This is a genomic window from Vibrio ziniensis (assembly GCF_011064285.1).
Classification (GTDB): domain Bacteria; phylum Pseudomonadota; class Gammaproteobacteria; order Enterobacterales; family Vibrionaceae; genus Vibrio; species Vibrio ziniensis.
In genome coordinates this window covers 1,770,354-1,791,332 of the sequence record NZ_CP049331.1, presented here as the reverse complement: position 1 = coordinate 1,791,332, position 20,979 = coordinate 1,770,354, and the positions used below count along the sequence as shown (strand labels likewise).

19 protein-coding genes are annotated in these 20,979 nt (G+C 43.0%); 14 read left to right on the top strand and 5 right to left on the bottom strand.

Going from position 1 to position 20,979, the window contains the following annotated elements; translation table 11 throughout:
- The first annotated feature begins 78 nt into the window (after positions 1-78).
- From G5S32_RS08195 to G5S32_RS08170, 6 genes are all read left to right on the top strand, one after another.
- The gene (locus G5S32_RS08195) at positions 79-1,461 is read left to right on the top strand and encodes a di-heme oxidoreductase family protein (protein WP_165311550.1); all 1,383 of its coding nucleotides are present in this window, start codon (positions 79-81) and stop codon (positions 1,459-1,461) included.
- A gap of 24 nt (positions 1,462-1,485) precedes the next feature.
- Complete coding sequence (locus G5S32_RS08190) at positions 1,486-2,517, top strand: imelysin family protein (protein ID WP_165311549.1); 1,032 nt, start codon at positions 1,486-1,488, stop codon at positions 2,515-2,517.
- Entirely contained in the window at positions 2,498-3,583 is a 1,086-nt protein-coding gene (locus G5S32_RS08185) for a DUF1513 domain-containing protein (RefSeq protein WP_165311548.1), read from the top strand. Before G5S32_RS08190 ends, G5S32_RS08185 begins: the two co-directional genes overlap by 20 nt.
- A gap of 91 nt (positions 3,584-3,674) precedes the next feature.
- Positions 3,675-5,228 (top strand): L,D-transpeptidase family protein, encoded by a 1,554-nt coding sequence (locus tag G5S32_RS08180; protein WP_165311547.1) that lies wholly within the window; start codon positions 3,675-3,677, stop codon positions 5,226-5,228.
- A gap of 214 nt (positions 5,229-5,442) precedes the next feature.
- On the top strand, positions 5,443-5,994 hold the full coding sequence (mepK, locus tag G5S32_RS08175) for a peptidoglycan L,D-endopeptidase MepK (protein WP_165311546.1): 552 nt from the start codon (positions 5,443-5,445) through the stop codon (positions 5,992-5,994).
- Between the two features lie 65 nt (positions 5,995-6,059).
- Positions 6,060-6,716: an MBL fold metallo-hydrolase gene (locus G5S32_RS08170; protein ID WP_165311545.1), complete on the top strand. Its 657-nt coding sequence runs from the start codon at positions 6,060-6,062 to the stop codon at positions 6,714-6,716.
- On the opposite strand, the gene G5S32_RS08165 is transcribed toward G5S32_RS08170, so the two are convergent.
- The gene (locus G5S32_RS08165; RefSeq protein ID WP_165311544.1) at positions 6,710-7,387 is read right to left on the bottom strand and encodes a DUF2982 domain-containing protein; all 678 of its coding nucleotides are present in this window, start codon (positions 7,385-7,387) and stop codon (positions 6,710-6,712) included. The two genes, G5S32_RS08170 and G5S32_RS08165, sit on opposite strands and share 7 nt — an antisense overlap.
- 219 nt (positions 7,388-7,606) lie before the next feature.
- On the opposite strand from G5S32_RS08165, the gene G5S32_RS08160 reads away from it, so the two are divergent.
- The 6 genes from G5S32_RS08160 to G5S32_RS08135 all read left to right on the top strand — a co-directional run bounded on the left by G5S32_RS08160 (position 7,607) and on the right by G5S32_RS08135 (position 13,603).
- On the top strand, positions 7,607-8,002 hold the full coding sequence (locus G5S32_RS08160) for a MarR family transcriptional regulator (RefSeq protein ID WP_165311543.1): 396 nt from the start codon (positions 7,607-7,609) through the stop codon (positions 8,000-8,002).
- Positions 8,003-8,397: 395 nt separating this feature from the next.
- Entirely contained in the window at positions 8,398-9,492 is a 1,095-nt protein-coding gene (locus G5S32_RS08155; protein WP_165311542.1) for a TRAP transporter substrate-binding protein, read from the top strand.
- Between the two features lie 154 nt (positions 9,493-9,646).
- Positions 9,647-10,186, top strand: a complete 540-nt coding sequence (locus tag G5S32_RS08150; protein WP_165311541.1) for a TRAP transporter small permease subunit — start codon at positions 9,647-9,649, stop codon at positions 10,184-10,186.
- An 11-nt stretch (positions 10,187-10,197) separates the two neighbouring features.
- Positions 10,198-11,481 (top strand): TRAP transporter large permease, encoded by a 1,284-nt coding sequence (locus G5S32_RS08145; protein WP_165311540.1) that lies wholly within the window; start codon positions 10,198-10,200, stop codon positions 11,479-11,481.
- A gap of 135 nt (positions 11,482-11,616) precedes the next feature.
- On the top strand, positions 11,617-12,981 hold the full coding sequence (locus G5S32_RS08140; RefSeq protein WP_165311539.1) for a cache domain-containing protein: 1,365 nt from the start codon (positions 11,617-11,619) through the stop codon (positions 12,979-12,981).
- Complete coding sequence (locus G5S32_RS08135) at positions 12,965-13,603, top strand: response regulator (protein ID WP_165311538.1); 639 nt, start codon at positions 12,965-12,967, stop codon at positions 13,601-13,603. The genes G5S32_RS08140 and G5S32_RS08135 overlap by 17 nt, the downstream gene beginning before the upstream one ends.
- A gap of 70 nt (positions 13,604-13,673) precedes the next feature.
- Here G5S32_RS08135 and G5S32_RS08130 read toward each other — a convergent pair whose 3' ends face one another.
- Positions 13,674-14,153 carry a MarR family winged helix-turn-helix transcriptional regulator gene (locus tag G5S32_RS08130; protein WP_165311537.1) on the bottom strand — a complete coding sequence of 160 codons (480 nt, stop codon included), beginning with the start codon at positions 14,151-14,153 and terminating at the stop codon, positions 13,674-13,676.
- A gap of 382 nt (positions 14,154-14,535) precedes the next feature.
- On the opposite strand from G5S32_RS08130, the gene G5S32_RS08125 reads away from it, so the two are divergent.
- Positions 14,536-16,113: a BCCT family transporter gene (locus tag G5S32_RS08125; RefSeq protein WP_165311536.1), complete on the top strand. Its 1,578-nt coding sequence runs from the start codon at positions 14,536-14,538 to the stop codon at positions 16,111-16,113.
- 115 nt (positions 16,114-16,228) lie between these two features.
- On the opposite strand, the gene G5S32_RS08120 is transcribed toward G5S32_RS08125, so the two are convergent.
- Complete coding sequence (locus G5S32_RS08120) at positions 16,229-16,945, bottom strand: 3'-5' exonuclease (protein ID WP_165311535.1); 717 nt, start codon at positions 16,943-16,945, stop codon at positions 16,229-16,231.
- An 8-nt stretch (positions 16,946-16,953) separates the two neighbouring features.
- Complete coding sequence (locus G5S32_RS08115; protein ID WP_165311534.1) at positions 16,954-18,843, bottom strand: DUF294 nucleotidyltransferase-like domain-containing protein; 1,890 nt, start codon at positions 18,841-18,843, stop codon at positions 16,954-16,956.
- A gap of 180 nt (positions 18,844-19,023) precedes the next feature.
- On the opposite strand from G5S32_RS08115, the gene G5S32_RS08110 reads away from it, so the two are divergent.
- Complete coding sequence (locus G5S32_RS08110; RefSeq protein WP_165311533.1) at positions 19,024-19,632, top strand: porin family protein; 609 nt, start codon at positions 19,024-19,026, stop codon at positions 19,630-19,632.
- Positions 19,633-19,710: 78 nt separating this feature from the next.
- Here the strand turns inward: G5S32_RS08110 and G5S32_RS08105 are convergent, their stop codons facing one another.
- Entirely contained in the window at positions 19,711-20,901 is a 1,191-nt protein-coding gene (locus G5S32_RS08105) for an amino acid aminotransferase (RefSeq protein ID WP_165311532.1), read from the bottom strand.
- Positions 20,902-20,979: the final 78 nt, after the last annotated feature.

Sequence of the window (20,979 nt, the reverse complement as noted above, 5' to 3'; positions counted from 1 at the left end):
TATACCCAATCATCGGATCTTATCTAACAGGTTTTGATGGTTGGGTTTCTTGCTTTTTATAATAACGAGAAAGATGTAATGAAATCGTATTTTTCAGCACTATTATTAAGTCTGGCATCTTGCCAAGCTCTGGCTGAAGACGTGAAATCTGGTGGCAGCACAAGTACGACCAAAGCTGGCCCTAACGCTTATTCCTTACCAGCCTCCAACTTACCTATGTCGAAACGCTTGGATTTTAGCGTAGGTAACAGTTTTTTCCGTAATCCTTGGGTTCCAGCGCCTTCTTCAACCGATGCTCGCGATGGTTTAGGACCACTATTTAACACTAATGGTTGTCAGAACTGCCACATTAAAGATGGTCGTGGTCATCCTCCAGAAGCCAATGATACACAAGCGGTATCTATGCTTGTACGTATTAGTATTCCGGCAGAAACCTCTGAACAGAAAGCGATTTATGACAAAGCAGGGGTAGTTCCTGAGCCAGTCTACGGTGACCAATTGCAGGATTTTGCACTTCCAGGAAAAAAGGCGGAAGGTTCTATACATATTTCCTATGATGAAGTGGTCGTCAAGTTTGCTGATGGGACACCTGTACTGCTGCGTAAACCCAATCTTTCCATTCAGAATCTCGGTTATGGAAAGTTGCATCCTAAGACTCTATTCTCAGCACGTGTGGCTCCACCTATGATTGGGCTAGGCTTATTAGAGTCGATCCCTGAGCAGACGATTCTCTCTTGGCAAGATGAGGACGACGCTAATGGCGACGGTATCTCTGGCCGTGTAAACCGAGTTTGGGATGTACGTAGCGATAAAAAAGTTGTCGGTCGTTTTGGTTGGAAAGCAGGGCAGCCATCTTTGATGCAGCAAAATGCAGCTGCCTTTAATGGCGATTTAGGATTGACGAGCAGCCTTTTCCCTATGGAAAACTGTACCGTCCATCAGTCTCTTTGCCATGAAGTCCCAAACGGTGGTGAGCCAGAGGTCAGTGAAAATATACTCGACTTCGTGGAATTTTATTCGCAACATTTAGCCGTACCAGTACGTCGTAATGTCGATGCTCCGGCAGTACAACATGGTAAAAAGTTGTTTGCTGAAGTAGGGTGTAACAATTGCCACAAAACTGACGTTAAAACAGCAAAAATGGAATCTAGACCTGCACTGTCAGAACAAACTATTCACCCATATACAGATTTGTTATTACACGATATGGGTGAGGGATTAAGTGACGGGCGATCGGAAGCTCTTGCGTCAGGAAATGAATGGCGGACACCACCACTATGGGGTATCGGCTATACAGAAGAAGTAAACAACCACACTTACTTCTTACACGATGGACGAGCTCGAAATCTTATGGAAGCGGTTCTTTGGCATGGCGGAGAAGCTCAACAAGCCAAAGCAAAAGTACTTCAGTTCAATAAGCAAGAACGAGAAGCCTTAATCGCATTTTTGAATTCTTTATAAAGTCATTCTTTGTTAGGTGTTTATATGACCTTCAAATATTTTTTGCCAAGTATATTGGTTTTGAGTTTAACGGCCTGCCAATCGAACCAAACGGCGTCATATGCCGATCAGACGCGCCATGTGAGTCAATCAACCTACTTGGTAGAATATCAGGCAGCAAATCATTTTTCGGTTCAGGCGCATTCACTGGCACAGGCATTCGCGAACTATTGCGAAACTGACGTTGCCGACAATTCGGAACTAAAACAACAGTGGCATACAACTATGCTTGCTTGGATGGCGCTTCAAGGTCAGGAGCGTGGTCCTGCTGACGCCTTGGCTCAGAGCTGGAATGTTCAATTCTGGCCAGACAAGAAAAATACCACTGGTCTAAAGATGACTGCGCTTACCAAGCAGGATAAGTTTTGGACAGCAGCGGAAATCTCAGAAAATAGTGTGACGGTACAAGGGTTGGGGGCGCTTGAGTGGTTGATCTACGACTCAAAATCACCGCTGACTTCCTCAAAAGCTCAAGCATGTATGTCTGCAACAGCGATCAGTAAAAACCTTGCAAACAGAGCAGACACGATTGAAAAAGCGTGGCGTACAAATCCATGGACAAAACTTGATGAACAATCATGGAAGTCTGAATATATTGCTCTGCTTTCTAATCAGCTCGAGTTTTCCATGTCTAAGTTAAGCCGACCATTAGCCAATATAGGCAAACCGCGCCCTTATTTTTCTGAGTCATGGCGTTCTAAAACTTCAATGTTTAACTTAAAAGCGAACGTTGAAGCGATGCAAGCGCTGTACTTATCTAACGGAAGTGGCCTTGATCAAATGCTTAGAGATCGTGGCTTAGTCGATTTAGCCGACCGAGTAAAAACACAGTATGCAAACTTAGTCGAAGCATGGCCAGAAGAAGGCAGTCTGTTTGACTTACTGCAAACAAAAGATGGATACCGCATGGTGCTTTCTCAATACAACAAAATGGATCAGTTGAAGTATTTGTTGCACGACGAAGTGTCAGTCGCGTTGGATGTAGTAATAGGGTTTAATGCAACAGATGGTGACTGATAATACTCGCCGCTCACTCTTAAAAGCGGCTCTTTTTGGCGCTTGTGCGCCGCTGCTACCGTTTGGTTGTGCTAGTTCTGCCCAGAAACAAGCCGCGCTGATTGGTTGCGCTGTAACAAGTCGCAACCAGTTTAGTGCTGTAATCGCTGATAAAGAAGGGCAAGCTATTTCTCAGTTGCCTCTGCCTGCTAGAGGTCATGGTGTGGCTATTCACCCGCAACTTTCTCAAGCGGTTGCCTTCGGAAGGCGTCCGGGTGAGTTCATGATGGTGTTTGACTATCAAACTGGTGAGATGATTACGCTCAATCTGTCGGGCTCTGAGCGACATTTTTATGGTCACGGTGTTTATTCCAATGACGGCACATTGCTGTTTGCTACAGAAGGTGAGCGTGGCACCAGTCGAGGTATCATTGGTGTTTATGATGTCAAAGACGGCTATAAGAAAACCGCTGAGTTAACCGGATTTGGAATTGGCCCACACGAAGTGATAATGATGCCGAATAACACTTTAGCAATTGGTGTTGGAGGTGTTCATACTAATGGTCGTGAACCATTAAACATCGACACTATGACCCCAAGTCTGACGTATCTATCTATGGATGGCAAAGTGCTCGAACAGGTATCTCTGCCTGACCACCATTTGAGTATTCGTCACCTCGCTCACGATGGAAGCGAAACGGTCCTGTGTGGTCAGCAATATCGCGGGCAGCCTGAAGATTCACCATCATTAATTTCAATGCATACTCGAGGTGGAGAAATGCAGCCATTAATAGCAGAACCTGAAGAGTGGGCTCGTTTTAATCACTACATTGCGAGCATTGCTGCTACGGATAAGTGGATACTGGCGACATCTCCTGTCGGTAACTGTTATGGTATTTGGTCTAAGCACACTCGCCGTTTAGTCGAACTTGCACCATTACCTGACGCGTCAGGTGTGGTTGTAGATGGTGATCTATTTCAGGTCAGTTCTGGTGCTGGGTTAGTGGTGAAGAACCAGTATCCAATTGGTGCTGAAACCAACATATCAAATGTTCAATGGGATAATCATTGGGCAGCAATTCACTAATTTACGTACTCTAGTATCAAACCACTATTACAATTGGCAAATAATTTGCCATACTCTGACAATTGGTCGTGTAGTCGTGAAGTTGAGTTTTATGAAATGTATCCATTTTTTTGCAGTGTTGCTTGTTTTACTAAGCTGCCCTTTGGCTGCAGATGAGGGGAACCTTTCAAATCGTAGCTGGGTTGAAAAGAATGTAAACAACCTATCAAGTCTCCAATATCCAGAACGAATTAAGCATCTTTATCAAGAACATGGGAATCAACTCATTTGGTTAGATGTACCGTTAATGGAGAAGTTGGAGCATCAACTTGAAGTGATTCATCGTGCAGGTTTTAGCCCATTATTCTCTCTTCGTTTAAATAAACTTAGAAAATTCCGTGAGCAAAGGGCCTGGTTTGAATACGATTTGTTCGCTACTGATACGCTGATCATGTATTTGAGCTATGCGGAGCAAGCCGAGAAGATAGGGCAAGAATGGTTTTTTGATGGTCAAAAATTGACTGACCACCTTCCTCTTCCGAGTGATAATGCGTTTATATCACTAGAGGTCGCCATCAGTACGCAAGGGATAGGAGAGTTGATACAATCATATACGCCTAGAGCAGTATCTTATCAGCCATTGGTAAAAGCTTACCAAACTCTACTGCCCTTAGAATCTGCATTTATTCCCACTTATTTTCAAAAGGGTATGTTAATCAAACCAGGAGACAAACTGGCTGACAGAGAACTTCTGATTAAACGCTTGTCACTTGTTAATATTGATATGAGCTCAGTTAATGAGGGAGTCTCTTGGTACGATGAAAGTTTGGTCAATGTGGTCAAGCAATTCCAGACAATGCACGGTTTAAAATCGGATGGAATTATTGGTCCTGCAACATTCAAATGGCTAAACCTTTCTGTTAAGGCGCGCTTATCCTTGTTAGCTCTAAATGCTGAACGGAGTCGCTTATGGTCGCAGGAAGATACCGTTATTGTGGTCAACATTCCTGGCTTTGATATGAAGTATTGGTATTCGGGTAAGCCAATTTTTACTACTAAAGTCGTTGTTGGTAGTGTAAAACGTCCCACTCCTCTGATGTCGGTAAAGTTAGATTCAGTGATTCTGAATCCAACTTGGAACGTGCCTAGAAAAATCATGGTTGAAGATATTCTTCCTCTCGCTAAAAGAGACGTGAATTATTTTAGTCGACACCATATCGATATCATCAAAAGCTGGGGGTCAGATCAAACGTTAGATCCAAAAGTGATTGACTGGTCAATGGTTGAACCAGAGTCCTTTCCGTATCGCATGCGCCAGCAATCGGGGCGTAAAAACGCTCTAGGTCTGTACAAGTTCAACACGCCTAATTCTCGAGCTATTTATTTACACGACACACCGAGTAAACATTTGTTTAATAACTCATCAAGAGCGTTCAGTTCGGGTTGTATTCGTGTTCAGAATGCCTCTCTTTTTGCTTCTAAAATATTCGAAACTCAGGGGATTGATGAATCACAACTTGAGGAAAGTAAGAAGGCGAGCAACAAATCTGTCACTTTGAAAAAGAGAATTCCGGTTCAGATTATCTATCAGACTGTGTGGTATGAAGGTGGTAGTTTGCAATACAGAGATGATGTTTACCGTTTTGATGCCCAATCTCGTGGGTAAGCGGCAATTAATAGCAATAACCACCAATAAATGATTTTCTGTGTGATTTTTACTCAAAATTTACACAGGAAAAATCTCTTTTATGTTCAATAAGTAACCATGTCAATCTTCGCTTTAAGCGATTTCGTGCACAAATTATGCATTTGACCTACATCTATGAGTCCGTTAAGTTTCGCGCTCTGTCAGAAATTTAACCAGTGGTAAAGGTGTAGGTTTGATTGTATCCCGACGTGATTTTTTGAAATTTGCTGGAAGTGGTTTGGTGGTTGCGGCCTGTGCACCTACGATTGCTCAGGCTTCCCTTCCTGTTGAACCGCGTGTGTTAGCTTTAAACAACTTACATACAGGCGAAACGTTAGAAAGTTGCTATTTCAACGGTCATCGTTACGTTCGCTCAGAACTAAAAAGACTAAATCACATTTGCCGCGACTTCCGCCGTAACGAAGTTTACCCTATGGATAAAGGGTTATTCGACCAACTAACTCGTATTCAGACCTTAATTGGATGTGAGGCAGAAGTGCAGATTATTTCTGGTTACCGATCTCCAGCTACAAATGAAATGCTACGTAATAATTCGAACGGTGGTGTCGCTCAGAAGAGTTACCACATGTTAGGTAAAGCTTTCGATTTCCGCTTGGATGGCGTGTCGCTGAAGCAAGTTCATGAAGCTGCATTAAGTTTAAATGTTGGTGGTGTTGGTTATTACCCTCGTAGCGGATTTGTTCATATTGACACTGGTCCAGTTCGCCGCTGGCAGGGCTCGTAACTTGTCAAACTAAGGCGCTAGTGGCATAGTTCGAACAATTTCGAATATCGAACAAGGTTTGCTTTATGTCTTTACAATATCAAGTTGTCCCAGTGACTCACTTCGCTCAAAACTGTTCAATTGTTTGGTGTGATGAAACCATGGAAGGCGTGGTCGTCGATCCGGGTGGTGACGTCAAACAATTGAAAGCTGTGATTGATAAACTCGGCGTGAAAGTGGTTCATATCGTACTTACACACGGTCATCTAGACCATGTTGGTGGTACGGAAGCGCTGGCTGAACAACTTGGCAATGTCGATATTGTTGGGCCACATAAAGCAGATAACTTCTGGTTGCAAGGGTTAGAAGGGCAAAGCCAAATGTTTGGTTTTCCACTCACAGAAGCTTTCGAACCAAATACTTGGTTAGATGAAGGTGATACGGTAACTTTCGGTAAGCAGACTCTCCAGGTGATTCACACTCCGGGTCATACACCGGGTCATGTGGTTTTGTTTAGTGAAGAAGCAAAATTGGCTTTTGTTGGTGATGTATTGTTCCACGGCAGCATCGGTCGTACCGATTTCCCACAAGGTAATCACAGTGATTTGCTGACTTCCATCAAAACCAAACTGTGGCCGCTGGGGAATGATGTTACTTTCATTCCGGGTCACGGACCAAAATCTACTTTCGGTCATGAAAGATTGCACAATCATTATGTGGCTGATGAGATGCCTCTTTACTGATCTTTATTCTCTGGCTCGGCAGCGGCAAGATAGCGCCGAGCTAGACCTACAAAATCTTCCGCACTTCTGTCCAAATCATTCGCTGAGATAAACACGTCATAATCGTAGTATTGGCGCTGATACTTCATTCTATTGGCTAACATCGCCATTAAGCCTGAATAGCTTTTGGTGGCAGACTCTTTGTACTGCTGGGAATCCAACACCATATCTTCAAATTTTGTTTCCTGATTTTGTTGCCGAGCGCCAAGATAGAGCAATGCACGCTGGCTAAGCAGAATCTCAGAGGCGATACGTGGGCAGATACTATCTAGGTATGGCGAATAATGTTTTAGTTTGATCCCAATCCAAGGAAGAGGGTGATGCCAACCTTCTTGTTCGAAAGTACAAATGCCTATTTTGCTGATGTTGTTCCAACGTACAACCCATCCACCGCGAAAGAGATGTTGTTGAAAATGAGTAGAGGTAAAAGTGTATCCAACCTGACTTTTCCTTATTAGCCAGTAACCAACCAAGAGCAACACGCCGATAGACGTTACTGCGATAACGGCTTGTCGCCAGCTGGGTGACCAAATGACGAATCCCAGAGCTAAGACTAATGCGATAACACCTACCCATTTTGCATGGGGGGAGCGTAAATCAAAATGATGATTGGCGATATGAATACTCTGCATAGAAACTACATCAATCCTCAATAAACTGTTTTTATCCCCAGTAATGCAACTGTAGGAAACAAAAAGACCTTTGTATGAATTGTAGTCATAAACCAGAGATAGCGGCATTTTTGCCGGAGAACTTGACCTCAACCCTACAAATATCAGCAGAATTTTGATATAAAGCGCGCTTCAAATTTTCACCACTGCGATAAAAGCAGTGAAATGGAGACATACTCGATGAGACTTGCTCATAAACGCAAAGTGCAGGCTAAATTGCAAAAGCGTATTAAAGCGACTGTAGCGAACCTATCTTCAGCAACGAAAACTGCGAAACCTGCAGCTGAAAAGAAAGTTGTAGAAAAAAAAGTAGTAAAACCAGCGGTTGAGAATGCTGCTGCTCAAGCAGTAGCGGCTAAAGTGGACGTAGCATTAACGCCTAAGCAACAACAGGTACTTGAAATTGTTGCTACCAATGTAGAAGGCATTAATCCTAAGTCGATTGGTCTAGAAGCTGGTCAAGAAGAATCTAAAGCTGCATCTTGGGCTACCGGTGCACTTAAAAAGCTTCTAGAAGAAAACCTTGTAGTGAAAGAGCAATTAGCGGGTAACAAAGTAATCTACAAAACTGCGTAGTTTATTCTTGCCCAATCTAAGTAAAAGGCCTCGGTTTTGACCGGGGCTTTTTCATTTCAATCGTCTCGATGACAATCTATCTAAGCGCTTACTGTTCTTTGTCACAATTTTGAAAACTAATAGCAAATTATGAGTCTGGGAAATTTATTACGTATTAATACATTTAACTCATTTTATGATTTAAATAATATTTAAATAATACAGATATATAGAATATTGATTGGGTTTATCCTACGTAAATATACGTAAGACTATGGTTTTATATGATGCTTAAGATGTTATTTGTTTGCGTAATCTTGCTCATTTTTTATTGATAAAAGTTCACCCAAAGTGATGTTGAACTGAAGTGCTATTGAAGTACCAAAGCACCGACCAATAACAAAAGGACGTGAACAATGAGTCTTATCCATCAATCTGTAAAACGAGTTATGACAACGAGTGTAGTAGCACTAACTGCGTGCTTTGCTCTTTTGTCTACAACAGCTTCTGCTGAAGAAAAAGTGTATCGCTTAAAACTGGCTGAAACTTGGGGACCAAACTTCCCAATTTTCGGTGATGCAACGAAGAATATGGCGGCAATGGCTGAAAAAATGTCGAATGGCCGTTTGCAAATTCGTATCGATTCGGCAAACAAACATAAAGCGCCGTTAGGTGTTTTCGATATGGTGAAATCAGGTCAATATGACTTGGGTCACTCAGCGTCCTACTACTGGAAAGGTAAGGTTCCAAACACACTTTACTTCACTTCTATGCCTTTCGGTATGACAGCACCTGAGCAGTATGCTTGGTTCTACCATGGTGGTGGCATGGAGCTGATGGAGAAAGTGTACGAACCACACAACATGCTTTCTTTCCCTGGCGGTAACACTGATATCCAAATGGGTGGCTGGTTCCAGAAAGAGATCAACTCGCTTGAAGACCTTAAAGGTCTGAAAATGCGTATTCCGGGTTTCGCTGGCGAAGTATTGGCTGAACTTGGCGCTAAGCCAACCAACATTGCACCGGGAGAGCTTTATACTTCTCTAGAACGTCGTACTATCGATGCACTTGAGTGGGTAGGTCCATCTTTAGACTTACGCATGGGTTTCCACAAAATCGCGCCTTACTACTACACAGGTTGGCATGAGCCAGCTACTGAGCTGCAATTCCTAGTTAACAAGCGTACTTGGGAAAAACTGCCTGAAGATTTACGTGAAATCTTACGTGTAGCAATGCGTACAGCGGCTTACGACATGTATGCGCAATCTGTACATGAAAGCGGTAAGAACTGGGTTTCAATCAAGACTGAATATCCAAACGTGAAAGTAAAAGACTTCCCGCCAGAAGTAATTAAAGCACTTCGTGAAGCGAACGGTCGTCTTCTTGCTGAACATGCAGCGCAAGATCCTCTAGCAAAAGAGATCCAAGAGTCACAAGCAAATTATCTGAAAGATGTTCGCCAATGGACTGATATCTCTATGCGCGCCTACCTGAACAACGAAGCGCAATAGCTTTTATAAAACGCAATAGCTTCCATAAAACACAGTAGTTTGCATAAAAGCTACTGAGAAGCCCAAGAAATATAATTAAGCTCCGCTAGCAAGCATTAGTCACTACAACTGAATTGTTAAGCGGAGCACCTTTGCAAATTCCATGGAGTCGGGAATGAGAAGTCTCATCTATATCGAAAGACTGTTTAATCGCATGAGCGATTTTCTTGGATGGTTATCCAGCATTTTGTTCGTTCTACTCGTTGCGAACGTGGTGTATGACGTTGTGATGCGCTACGCGTTTAACGATGTGTCTATCGCCTTCCAAGAGTTGGAGTGGCATCTGTTTTCAGCGGTATTCATGCTTGGAATTCCATACGCTTTGAAAGCGGGTGGGCATGTTCGTGTGGATATCTTCTACGAGCGTTTATCTAATAAAGCTCAAGCGGTTATCGATTTGTTCGGCACAATCATTTTGTTACTGCCTTTTTGTTTTCTGGTGGCTTACTTCGGTATCGACTACGCCAAAGAGAGCTATGCCCTTGGCGAAACATCTGGCGATCCGGGCGGATTACCTTATCGATGGATCATTAAAAGCTTAATCACGGTAGCGTTCTTCTTCATGGCGATGAGTGGTATCGGAATGATTTTGCATTCGCTAAATCGCATCGTGAACCCTCAGCTTTTGCACACCAATTTTAAAGATTCGAAGTAAGGGAAATAACAATGATCGGAATCGTGATGTTTTTTGTAGCGCTGTTTGCGTTACTGCTAGGTTTCCCTGTTGCTTTTACTTTCGGCGGGATCGCACTGATATTTGGCGTTTGGGCAGAAGGCATCGACATGTTTGCTTTTATGCCATATCGAATTCAATCCATTATGCAGAACACGGTACTAATGGCTGTACCTCTGTTTGTCTTTATGGGTTTGGTTTTACAAAAAACGCGCTTAGCAGAACAATTGCTTGAATCCATGGGGCGTTTGTTCGGTGGTGTGCGCGGTGGTATTGCTATTTCTACCGTTTTAGTGGGCGCGTTGCTTGCGGCATCCACAGGCGTGGTTGGTGCATCGGTTGTTGCAATGGGGCTTATCTCATTGCCAGTTATGCTCAAATACAACTATGACAAAGGGCTTGCGTGCGGAACTATCTGTGCGTCAGGAACTCTTGGTCAAATTATTCCGCCTTCAATCGTGTTGATTCTGCTTGGTGACGTATTAGGTGTACCGGTAGGTGACTTGTTCCAAGCGGCAATATGGCCGGGTTTAGTTTTGGTCGGAGCGTACATCGTCTACATCCTCATCTATGCAAAACTGCATCCGGAAGCGGCAGCGCCAATTGGTAGAGATGAATCAATATCACGTAAAGAAGAGGTCATTTCGGCACTGAAAGCCGTGATACCACCATTAGCACTAATAATTGTTGTACTAGGTTCTATATTCGCTGGTGTTGCTACTCCAACGGAATCGGCCGCGTTAGGTGGTGCAGGTGCTATGGTTCTGGCGTTCCTATACGGCCAATTTAGCTGGAAGATGGTATATGAAGCGTCAAAAGAGACGGTAAATGTTACCGCTATGGTGTTTGCTATTTTGTTGGGTGCTACTGCGTTCTCAATGGCATTTACCTACACAGGCGGTGATATCTTAGTTGAAGAGTGGATGATGGCTATTCCTGGTGACAAATGGGGCTTCCTGATTGCCACTATGATTGTGATTCTGATCCTCGGATTCTTTATCGATTTCGTCGAAATCTGTTTCATCATCGTGCCGATTCTTGCGCCAGTGGCGTTGAATATGGGTATTGATATGACTTGGTTTGGTATCTTAGTAGCGATGAACTTACAGACTTCCTTCTTAACACCACCCTTTGGTTTTAGCTTGTTCTATCTGAAAGGTGTAGCGCCGAAGTCAGTGACGACGATGGATATCTATCGAGGTGTTATTCCGTTTATCGGCATACAAATACTGGTGTTAATCTCGCTTCTGGTTTTCCCAGGATTCTACGGAATGTGATCCAATTCTTGGTTGTAAGATGAATTGGTCAAACACACCTTAGAAGTTGCTAAAGTAATGCAGTTTACTGATTGTCTAACTCTTGACAGCCAGTAAGCTGTTTTTATTTTTGCAAAGTGAACTTTGGGAAACGGAATGCCCCTTAAAGCCAAACTGATATTGCTGACGTTATTACCACTGCTTCTTGTGACAGCAAGTATTAGTTGGATCTCCATTCATCAAGCGAAAACGCTTGGTCAACGTGAAGTCGAAATTTTTCGCGTCAATTTGATAAAAGCTCGTGAAACCGCATTGAAAGACAGTGTTGATTTGGCACTCGATGCCATTGATCACATCTACAACAACGAATCGCTCCCAATTGAACAAGCGCAAACGGAGGTCAAAGCTATATTGACCAAATTACGCTACGGTTCGGATGGCTATTTTTTCGCTTACGATAGTAATGGTGTGAACTTGGTTCATCCCATTCAGCCAGAGCTAATTGGGCAAGACTTACTGCATTTACAGGATAAAGAAGGTGATTTCCTCATTGAAGCTCTACTGTTTCAGGCTCAGTCTGGAGGAGGTTTTCATCAATACTTATGGCAAAAGCCGTCTACTAGGGAAACGGTTCCTAAGCTTAGCTATGTTGCATGGCTAGACAAATGGCAATGGATGGTGGGAACAGGGCTTTATATCGAAGATGTCAGCCAAGAAGTGGCAGCGATGCAGTCTGCGATTAATGCCAATATCGAGACTACATTTTTCTCTGTGATGGTGATCTTGGCGGTGACGGTTGCCGTAATTATCGTTTTGACATTGGCTATCAACCTGCACGAGCATCGACTCGCGGATAAAAACCTGAAAGAACTAGCACATAAAACGGTGATGTTTCAGGAAGATGAAAAGAAACATTTGGCACGTGAACTTCATGACGGTATTAATCAGCTATTGGTTTCAAGTAAGTGCCATTTGGAGCTTCTCGACCATAAGCTACAAGGCAATGCCTTGGTATTACACGTTGAAAAAGCGCAGCAATCTCTGATGACCGCAATCAATGAAGTCAGGCGTATTTCGCACAATTTAAGACCAAGTGCACTGGACGATATTGGTTTACAGGCCGCGCTGGTCACGTTGTTGGAAGATTTTCAGGCACATTCAAACATTCAAATAGAAACTTTGTTTGATACAAAACCAGATAGGTTAAAGTCTGAAGCTGCCACAACCTTGTATCGTGTTGTGCAAGAATCACTGAACAATATTAGAAAGCACGCACAGGCGAAAAAAGTGACGGTCATTTTGCATCAGATGGGTAACATGCTTCAGCTGATGATACGTGATGATGGCATTGGTTTTAACGTCAAAGAATCACTGAATAAACGCGGGATTGGATTACGCAATATGCGCGAGCGAGTTGAGTTTATTGGCGGTGAATTTGAGCTAATAAGTGAAGCCGGATTTGGGACAGAAATAACCGTATTATTGCGGTTGGATGGATTAGTGTATGGAAAAGCCAATTAGAGTTGTCATAGTCGATGACCATCAAGTAGTGCTAGAAGGTTTTATGGCTCGTCTTGAGTTGGAGCCAGAGATTAAAGTCGTCGCTACTGCGAGTAATGGTTTAGAAGCGATCGATGTCGTGAAGCAGCATAAGCCGGATGTGATTCTGATGGATGTCAGCATGCCGATAATGAATGGTATTGATGCAACCCGTTTGATTAAAGAAGAAGTACCAGATGCAAAAGTACTCATGCTGACTATGCATGATAATAGAGAATACATCATGAAAGTGATGCAAGCTGGCGCTGTCGGATACATGCTCAAAGAAATTTCAGCGTCCAAAATGGTTCAGGCAATTAAAACGGTTAATCAGGGTTCGACCTATTTTTGTGAATCAGTCACTCAAACGCTGTTTACTGGGGAAATTTCGCCAGCTTCAAGTAAACCGAATCCTTTGAGCAGACGTGAAGAGGCGGTTTTAAAGCTAGTAGCACAAGGTTGTAGCAGTAAGAAAATTGCTTCGCTTCTGAGTATTAGTTATCGCACAGTTGAGACTCACCGCCAAAATATCAAACATAAGCTGGATATTCACTCTACTGCAGAACTTGCTAAATACGCTGTCCAGCATGGTTTATTGGAATAAAACGTGTTTAAACGTCTGTAACTCAAAATAAAAAAGGTTGGGATATCCCAACCTTTTTTCATGAAATCATCTATTCTTCTGTTTTAGTGATGCTGCCAATTTCCAGAAGTGGAGCCACATCAATGTTCTCAGCATTCATCATCGAAGAGAGTCTTTGAACTGATGAGAGTAGAAGGCTTTGCTCCCAATCTGCGAGCGTTTGAAAACGCTGGACAAAACTTTCCTGAAGTGGTGCCGGAGCTTGTTCTAATAAGACTTTTCCGGTTTCAGTAAGATGAGCGTGAACCTTACGCTTGTCTTCAACACTACGGATGCGCTGAACATAACCATTTCTCTCTAATCGGTCGAGTATGGTGGTGGCAGTGGCTTGGCTCATATTGGTGTGTTTGGAGAGTTCTCTGATCGTCACTTCGCCAAGAGCTTGAATCGCACGCATGAGAATAAGTTGCGGCCCCGTTAAGCCAGCATCTTTGCTAAGCTTCTTAGAGTGTAGGTCGATGGCTCTGATGATCTGGCGAATTGCCACTAGAACTTCTTCATGTTTTTCCACGGCTAGCTATCCGGTCAAAGTGGTGAGTTTTTCTAGCGCGACAATACAGCAGTTAGCTGTTGTTGAAAAGCATAGACCTCATACTTTTTATATCAATAATTGGACAGTTTAAACTTGGCCTAAAATCCATAAATGTTTCGTGTACGAATTATGTTTTTATGTGTTTGTGGTTAATTTTTGTTCGCTTGATCGTCGATTTTAGGAAATATTGTCTTTATATTAAGCTATTTGTGGATCTGAAAATGGTCATGTGTACAATGTAGACCACGAACTGCTGAGTTAATAGTTATGAGTACAAAGTAATTTTTGTGACGTATGTTAGAACTTACTTCTTACTCATAGTTATTTGAGTTCAATTTATATTGATTCAAAGAGAGGACAAATGACAAAAGGTATTGATAAATACAGTATTGACAGTACCGACTATACGGTAGGTCAAGACAACATTCAGAAGTGGGGCTTTGATGTCCACAACGCTGTATTTGGTATTAGCGCTGGTTTAATTTTGCTTTTTCTACTGACGATATTAATCGTCGATGCAGATACAGCTAAAAGCGCACTGGATGGTTTGAAATGGCAAATAATCGGGGCATTTGACTGGCTATTTATTTGGTCTGGTAACATTTTTATTATTTTCTGTTTAGCTCTGGTTGTTTCCCCATACGGTAAAATACGCTTGGGTGGTGATGACGCAGTGGCTGATCACTCCTTTATATCATGGCTTTCAATGCTTTTTGCTGCGGGCATGGGTATTGGTCTGATGTTCTGGAGTGTGGCTGAACCCGTTGCTTATTTTACAGGCTGGTATGAAACGCCACTGGGTGTTGCCGCTAACTCCCCAGAAGCTGCCAAGCTAGCGTTGGGAGCGACGATGTTCCACTGGGGTTTACACCCTTGGGCAATTTACGGTGTGGTAGCTCTGTCGCTTGCTTTCTTCTGTTACAACAAAGGATTACCGCTATCCATTCGCTCTATTTTCTACCCAATTTTAGGTGACAGAGCGTGGGGTTGGGCTGGACACATTGTTGATATTCTTGCGGTTATCGCAACCTTGTTTGGTCTGGCGACTTCACTAGGTTTAGGTGCTCAGCAAGCTGCAAGTGGTATTCACCATGTGTTTGGTATAGATGCGGGGATTGGTCTGCAAGTGACGGTTATTATTGTTGTCACTCTACTAGCAACCATTTCTGTTATTCGCGGCATTGATGGTGGAGTAAAAGTTATCTCTAACATCAACATGATTGTTGCGTTCCTTTTACTTATTTTGGTTGCTTTGATCGGTTATGCAGTGACGTTCTCTGCAATTCCTACTACGTTGATGGCTTACATCGAAAACATCATACCGTTAAGTAACCCACATGGTCGTACTGATGAAGCATGGTTCCAAGGCTGGACAGTGTTTTACTGGGCTTGGTGGATCTCATGGTCACCATTTGTCGGTATGTTTATCGCACGTGTATCGAAAGGCCGTACGATTCGAGAATTCATCACAGCTGTTCTGATTGTTCCGACGCTAGTTACTCTTATTTGGATGTCTGTATTTGGTGGCCTTGCGGTAGAGCAGGTAATTGACAAAATTGGTGAGTTAGGTGCACATGGTTTAACAGATGTATCCTTAGCGATGTTCCAGATGTTTGATGGCTTGCCATATGGAACAGTATTGTCAGTCATTGCGGTTATTCTCGTGCTGGTGTTCTTTATTACTTCTTCGGACTCTGGTTCTTTGGTAATTGATAGCATTACGGCTGGCGGTAAACTGGATTCACCCGTTGCTCAACGTGTGTTCTGGGCTCTGATGGAAGGTCTCATCGCGATTGCGTTACTATGGATTGGTGGCACTGAGGCTGTACAAGCACTGCAAGCTGGCGCTATTTCAACTGCGTTACCGTTTACCATCGTTCTGTTGTTGATGTGTGTAAGTCTGGTGATGGGTTTACGTACGGAAACTTTCAAGCGATAGGCTCGAACTTATGAATATGAAAGCCGACTGTTTAGTCGGCTTTTTTTGATCGGTTTTTTGCCGTCTGGGTAAGTCGAAATGGGTATACAGACCTATAGATTGGCACTGATAAAAACTAGCGCCAAAGAGTTCTGATGCTCAGTTGCTGACTGTAGTGATGAGCGATCTGCGCCTGCAATAGTTCAGCAGTGGCGATGGCGTCTGTAAGTGCATGGTGAGGCGTATAGGCTGGTAAACCATAACGCAATCTAGATTGACCCAATCTCACTGATTCTGGTTTCTTTCCTCGCAGCTTATTCCAAAAGCCGTCGGTGGATTTCTTCTGAATCATTGATTCGATTTCCATCGTATCCACAACAGGGAATTCAATACCTTCGCCAATTCTGCTCTTTAACGCTTTATCAAGAAACTCACGTTCGATCTTTTGATAGTGCACCACCATAATTTTTCCTGACAGCTCGCTCAACACCTCTTCCATTATCTCTGACAGATCTGGTGCATCAATGATATCGCTGTGTGTGATGCCATGGATCACGACAGATTGTTCATCCAATTTCTGCCTAGGACGAACTGTCCAATGCCTTGCGCGATTAAGATAAATTCGGTTTAAGGTAAAAGGCACGATACCAATAGTGATGATGTCATCCTTTTCTGAATCCAAACCTGTCGTTTCGAAATCCATAGCGACAAATTCGATGTCACCAATCGGCGTATTGCCATTTACCATTGCAGGATCATAAAAAGCCTTCAACAACGGGTGTGAGACTTTGTTTTTCTTTGTTTGATATTTATAGGGCCAGTCAATACTTGGCGCCTGAAACAGACGTTTCATAATGTCCCTTATTTAAAGCTGTTGCTGGCCTGATAGCGGAATTTTAAGAAATTCTGAGCGTTACTTAAAATCTGGAAAGCATCCTTTAAGTTACGTCTTTCAAATTCAGATAAATTCTCTGGTTCAATGTTGTTGTCAGCTTCAACATTGTTTTCAACGTCCAAAGCCTGATGGCGGATACGAACCATAGATATAAATTCCAGTGCATCACGTAAGTCTTCGCCTCTGCCTTTGGGCAAAATTCCCGCATCAATGATGTTATCAAGACGTTCAAATGAGTTTTTTGCACGTGAACCGACGGCTAACGCATGCACGCGAATCAGATCTGCAAGTGGAGCTGTTCCGCGGCGTTTCAGGTTAATTGAGTTGTTGTGGCGGCCATCTTTCTCCATAACGAAGCTTTTGAAGAAACCCAACGGAGGAGTGCGGTTAAGAGCGTTACGAGCAAGACAAGCCAAGAAACGGTTGTTTTTACGAGCACGGCGCACAATAAAGCCATTAAGCATCTCGGCCCATTTCAATCGACCATATACGCCGTCCAAATCGAAGAATATGGATGCATTTAATAGAGCTTTAGGATTAGGGTCATCTATCCAGTCGGCAAAACAGGCTTCCCACTCTTGTCGAGTCATTCGCCACATTGGATTCGTCGCCATGATTTCACCAGTACAGTAGCTATAACCACATTGATCTAACGCGTCACAAACAAACTTTGCTAAGTTTGCAAAGTACTCACCGTGCTCTTGCTCGTTATAGCTATCGTCTAAAATAATGGCGTTATCTTGGTCTGTAACGACAAGTTGTTCGTCACGCCCCATTGACCCAAGAGCTAAGAAACAATATGGAATCGGTGGCGGACCAAAGGTTTCTTCTGCGAGTTCCAAAATTCGCTGCTTAAAGCTTCGACCAATTGTAGACATTGCTGTGCCGACCATATGTGAGTTTGCGTCTTCGTTAACAAGTCGAACAAATGCATCTTTGACCTGTTTTGACAGAGTAGCCAAATCATTAATGTTGTTTTGTTGGAAAATACTACTGACCAGCAATAATGAGTTTTGAGACTCATAACGAATGATGTCGGTGATGTTTAAAATGCCAATTGGCTTCTTATCTTTTAATACAGGCAGGTGATGGACGTTATAGCGCAGCATCATCAGCATAGCTTCATACACATATGCATTGTGATCTAAGAACATTACCTCAGACGTCATCACATCTGTCAGTGGAGCCTGATGATCGATGCCTGTCGCCAGTACTCGATGGCAAAGGTCTTTCTCTGTCACGATACCAATAACAGGGCTTTGGTCATCTTCGTTGTCTTCGAGAATTTCCGGGTCAATAACCAACAGGGAAGAGTTGTTTTCCTCTGCCATTTTTATCGCAGCTTCCTGGATGGTTGCACCTTTAAAAACGTAAGCAGCTTCGCCAGTCAAAATACGTTTAACTTTTGAAGTAGTGAGGTCGTTTTGTTCTGAGCTATTTGACACGGCTTGACGTAAGCGAGCGTTATCTTCTACTTCTACGTAATCTGCGAAAACGTCATGTTCTTCGTATAGAGACTGGAAGACAGATTCAGGAATGCAATAAACCAGTGTGTCTTCAATAGCTGTCACTGGGAAACGCACTTTATTATTGGTCAGCAGACCCATTTGTCCGAAGATACCACCTTCGGTTAAGCGGTTATACAGCTCACCTTTACGTCGATAAACTTCAACAGTTCCGCTTCGAATCATATAAAGATCTTGGATATGGTCACCAAGATGGATGATAGGTGTGCCCTGTCTGTAGTAGGCAATTTCTATATGGTGCGCGACATGTTCTAGAGTGTCTTCTGGTAACTCAGAAAAAGGGAGATGTTGGCTAAGGAAATTTTTTATTTCTAATAGCTCTGCTTCCATATAGGCTCCTTTAGAGATGCGTTATGTGGACGTGATTAACATAAGAGACTGTCAATACAGGAAAATGTAAATTGTACACGACTTTTCTTTGCAGCGCAGATTCTCTGCTTATATCTCAAAATGTTTTGCCAGTTTCGACTAAGCTGAATTGAGTGAGGCAGAAAATTCAAGGAGTTGTTGATGAAAACATGGGCAGTGCTTATGACTTCGGTGTTGCTATCTTCATCCGTCTTTTCACATGAGTTAACTGAAGCGACTCCGCTTCAGTACGACTATATATACGGCAGCGTAAGCTCTGGAACTTATCGCTCTCCCTCAACTGATGGAGACAACGCAAGTTCAGTTATTGTGGGCATCAATCATAAGTTTGATGACAGCGATCTTTTATGGAGTGCTGATTACGGCTCTCGCTTCGTACATCCAAACGATCTCACTATCGACCACTATCTTTTACGCGTCGGTTTGGGTTATCGCTGGTTACTTGCTGATAAGTTAGATTTAGTGACTAATGGCAAAGTAGGGGCATTGAGAATTGATGCGGGAGACAAAGAAACTGATTTTGTTTACAGCGTTGATCTTGGCTTGCGCTATGCCGTGACTGAAAAATTTGAAACATCGTTATTTGCAGAAGCGCTAAGAAACAAATGGCTGGATGAAAATATCTACACATTCAGCGGTGATTACTATTTTTATCCTAAATTTGCATTAGGTGGTTTTGTCTCATATCGAGATGGTGAACGAGGTTCATCCATTAGAGAGGCGGGCATACTGGCCAAATTTACTTATTAGCTTGTTGATTGCAAATAGTGATATTTAACACGCACAAAAAAGCCGACCATTTGGTCGGCTTTGAATTTCTTTAGAGGATTAAAGAACTGCTTTAATACCTTGGCAAAGAGGTAGCATATTTGACTTAGTCATGCCTGCTACGCTGATACGTCCAGAACCTACGATGTAGATAGCTAGTTCTTCTTTTAGTCGAGCAACTTGCTCTTTGTTTAGACCAGAGAAAGAGAACATACCGTTTTGACGTTCAATGAAACTAAAGTCAGCAGTTACACCTTGCTCTTTCAGTGTTGCTACGAACAGTTCGCGCATCTCTTGGATACGTTCACGCATTTCTGCAACTTCTGCTTCCCACTCTGCACGAAGCGCCGCATCGTTAAGGATGTATGTTACTACTGCTGCACCGTGTGCTGGTGGGTTAGAGTAGATAGAACGGATGATTGCTTTAACTTGGGAGAACGCGGTCTCTGCAACGTCAGCTGACGGTGCTACTAGTGTGAATGCACCTACACGCTCATTGTATAAACCGAAGTTCTTAGAGAATGAGCTAGCAACTAGGATTTCACTGTTGTACTTAGCGAAAATACGTAGACCTTCAGCATCTTCTTCAACGCCTTTCGCAAAACCTTGATAAGCGAAGTCAAACATTGGTAGAAGACCTTTGTCTGCCACAAGTTTCGCTAATGTTTCCCACTCTTCAGCTGTTGGATCGATACCGGTTGGGTTATGGCAGCATCCGTGTAGTAGCACAACGTCACCCGCTGCTGCTTTTTCTAGGTCTGCAACCATTGCTGCGAAGTCTTTATCTTTTGCTTCTGCGTTGTAGTAAGTGTACTGAGCAACTTCTAAACCAGCCGCTGAAAAAACACCATTGTGGTTTGCCCAAGTAGGATTACTGATCCAAACTTTTACATCACCTAATTGACGTTTAATGAATTCACCCGCTACACGTAGAGCGCCTGTACCACCTGGTGCTTGAGCTGTTTTTGCTAGCTGCTTAGCTACGATGTCTGAATCTGCACCAAAAAGAAGTTTTTGAACTGCTAAACCGTATTCAGCAGTACCTTCGATAGTTAGATAAGATTTTGTTTTTTCAGATTCAAGTAGAGCTGCTTCTGCTTTTTTTACGGTTGCTAAAACAGGGGTTTGACCTGCTTCATTTTTGTAAATACCAACGCCTAGGTTAATTTTTTCAGCGCGAGGGTCTTTTTTAAACTCTTCAGTTAGACCGAGAATAGGGTCAGCAGGAGCCGCGACAACTTTTTCAAACATAATGCTCATCCATGTAAGTTAGGTGGAGGGGGAAAACCAGTCAGATTTATCGTATTTATACCTTTCTGCACCAACGCT